Source organism: Leucobacter sp. M11, assembly GCF_035726885.1.
GTDB lineage: Bacteria > Actinomycetota > Actinomycetes > Actinomycetales > Microbacteriaceae > JAPFRB01.
In genome coordinates this window covers 240,109-242,822 of sequence record NZ_JAPFRB010000004.1, presented here as the reverse complement: position 1 = coordinate 242,822, position 2,714 = coordinate 240,109, and the positions used below count along the sequence as shown (strand labels likewise).

The 2,714-nt window shown below is 72.1% G+C and carries 3 protein-coding genes; all 3 read left to right on the top strand.

The genetic code is table 11. The features are described from left to right. Positions 1 to 153: 153 nt before the first annotated feature. Positions 154 to 363 carry a heavy-metal-associated domain-containing protein gene (locus OOT08_RS13140; protein ID WP_325093201.1) on the top strand — a complete coding sequence of 70 codons (210 nt, stop codon included), beginning with the start codon at positions 154 to 156 and terminating at the stop codon, positions 361 to 363. Positions 364 to 365: 2 nt separating this feature from the next. Beyond that, positions 366 to 500: a hypothetical protein gene (locus OOT08_RS13135; RefSeq protein ID WP_325093200.1), complete on the top strand. Its 135-nt coding sequence runs from the start codon at positions 366 to 368 to the stop codon at positions 498 to 500. Positions 501 to 741: 241 nt separating this feature from the next. Continuing rightward, positions 742 to 2,714 (top strand): heavy metal translocating P-type ATPase (locus OOT08_RS13130; protein ID WP_325093199.1); only part of this gene is annotated, 1,973 nt, incomplete at its 3' end.

Sequence of the window (2,714 nt, the reverse complement as noted above, 5' to 3'; positions counted from 1 at the left end):
ACAACATCTGGGGCGACTAGCCCCAGCAACACCCCAGCGAACGGGGTCCCCGCGGGAGCGGAGTCGGGGTTGACAGGGGTACCCCCCATGGGTATATAGTGAGTCCCGCGGGTACCCCCGGAGGGTATCCGATCCGAAGGAAAGGACTCCCCCATGACCACCACCGATTACACCGTCACCGGCATGACCTGCGGCCACTGCGAGGGCTCCGTGCGCACCGAGGTTGGCCAGCTCGACGGCGTCACCGACATCGCCGTGTCCGCCGCCGACGGCACCCTGCGCATCCAGAGCGAGGCTCCCCTCGACGACGCCGCCGTGATCGCGGCCGTCGACGAGGCCGGCTACGTCGCCGTGCGGGCCTAACCATGCGCCCCGCCGTCACCCTGAGCCTCTACGCCGTCGGCCTCGTCGCGATCTTCGCGGTCGCCTACGTCGCCGGGCAGGCCTTCATCCCCGAGTCCCTGGTGCACGGCTGGCTGGAGCGGGCGACCGGCCACTAGCCGTCGCCCGTTCCGCGCCCCCCAGCCCGAACGCCAGCCACACTCCCCCCGACGCCGCCCGCGCCGGACCGGCCCACCGCCACGCAGGACGCCCGGACCCCGTGCCACCGCACGAGGACCACGCACCCGCCACGGCCCCAGCACCACCGGTCCCGCCCCGCGGCCTCGGCGCGTCACCCGCTCCGCCCGCCCGAGCCGCACGCCGCCACCCTTTTCCCCCTCGATGCAAGAGGAGACTCCCATGAGCCAAACCACAGATATCACCGACCAGCGCGTTGAGCTGAACATCGGGGGCATGACCTGTGCCTCCTGCGCGAATCGGATCGAGAAGAAGCTGAACAAGCTGGACGGCGTCGAGGCCACGGTGAACTACGCCACCGAAAAGGCCACGATCACCGCGCTGCCCGGGATCGACGTCGCCGATCTGATCGCCGAGGTCGAGAAGACCGGGTACACCGCCGCCCGGCCCGCCCCGCCGCGCACCGCGGGCTCCCCCGAGCCCGAGGGCGAGAGCGCCGAGGACCGCGAGCTCACGACGCTGCGCCACCGCCTCATCGGCGCGGTCGTCCTCAGCGTGCCGGTCATCCTAATGGCGATGATCCCCGCCCTGCAGTTCACCTACTGGCAGTGGGCGAGCCTCGCGCTCGCCGCGCCCGTCATCGTCTGGGCCGCCTGGCCCTTCCACCGCGCTGCCTGGCTGAACCTCAAGCAGGGCGCGGCCACGATGGACACCCTGATCTCCCTCGGCACGAGCGCGGCCTTCATCTGGTCGATCTACGCGCTGTTCTTCGGCACCGCGGGCGAGGCGGGGATGACCCACGCCTTCAGCTTCGCGGTCGCCCCGAGCGACGGCGCGAACAACATCTACCTGGAGGTTGCCGCGGGCGTCACGATGTTCGTGCTCGCCGGTCGCTACTTCGAGAAGCGGTCCAAGCGCACCGCCGGCGCCGCCCTGCGCGCCCTGATGGAGCTGGGCGCAAAAGAGGTCACGGTCCTGCGTGACGGCGTCGAGACGCTGATCCCCGTCGAGGAGCTCGCCGTTGGCGACACCTTCGTCGTGCGCCCCGGGGAGAAGATCGCCACGGACGGCATCGTGCGCGAGGGCAACTCCGCGGTCGACGCCAGCATGATCACGGGTGAGTCGGTGCCCGTCGAGGTCGGCGTGGACGACCGCGTTGTCGGCGCGACCGTGAACGAGGGCGGACGCCTGCTCGTCGAGGCCACCCGCGTCGGCGGCGACACCCAGCTCGCGCAGATGGCGCGCCTGGTGGAGGACGCCCAGTCCGGCAAGGCCGATGTGCAGCGCCTCGCCGACCGCGTCTCGGGCATCTTCGTGCCGATCGCCATCGCGATCGCCGTCGCGAGCCTGGGTGCCTGGCTCGGCGCGGGCTTCCCGATGTCCGCGGCCTTCACCGCGGCCGTCGCCGTGCTCGTGATCGCCTGCCCCTGCGCCCTGGGCCTGGCCACCCCGACGGCCCTGCTCGTCGGCACCGGCCGCGGCGCGCAGCTCGGCATCCTGATCAAGGGACCCGAGGTGCTGGAGTCCACGCGCAAGGTGGACACGATCGTCCTGGACAAGACCGGCACCGTCACGAGCGGCGAAATGTCTCTCGCGACCGTCGTCACCGCACCGGGCACTGAGCGCGCCGAGCTGCTCCGCATCGGCGGCGGCCTGGAGCACGCCTCCGAGCACCCCATTGCGCGAGCCATCGCGACCGGGGCCGCCGCAGAGGCCGGGCAGCTGCCCGCGACGGAGTCCTTCCAGAACGTCGCCGGGAAGGGCGTGACCGGGATCGTGGACGGCCACGCCGTGCTCGTCGGCCGGGACACCCTGCTCGCGGACTGGGCGGTCGCCGTCCCCGCGGAGCTCGCCGAGGCGAAGGCCCAGGCCGAGCGCCGCGGCGAGACGGCCGTGCTCGTGGCCTGGGACGGGGAGGCGCGCGGCGTCCTCTCCGTCGCGGACACGATCAAGCCGACCAGCAAGCGCGCCATCACCGAGCTGATCGCGCTCGGCCTCACCCCGATCCTGCTGACGGGCGATAACCGCACCGTGGCCGAGCAGGTCGCGGCCGAGGTCGGCATCGACCAGGTCATCGCCGAGGTCCTCCCCCAGGACAAGGCGGAGGTCGTGGCGAAGCTGCAGGCCGAGGGCAAGACCGTGGCGATGGTGGGCGACGGCGTGAACGACGCCGCGGCCCTCGCGCAGGCCGATCT

Coding starts and splice junctions, on each gene's coding strand:
- OOT08_RS13140 (WP_325093201.1), top strand. CDS start 154: ATGACCACCACCGATTACACCGTCACCGGCATGACCTGCGGCCACTGC.
- OOT08_RS13135 (WP_325093200.1), top strand. CDS start 366: ATGCGCCCCGCCGTCACCCTGAGCCTCTACGCCGTCGGCCTCGTCGCG.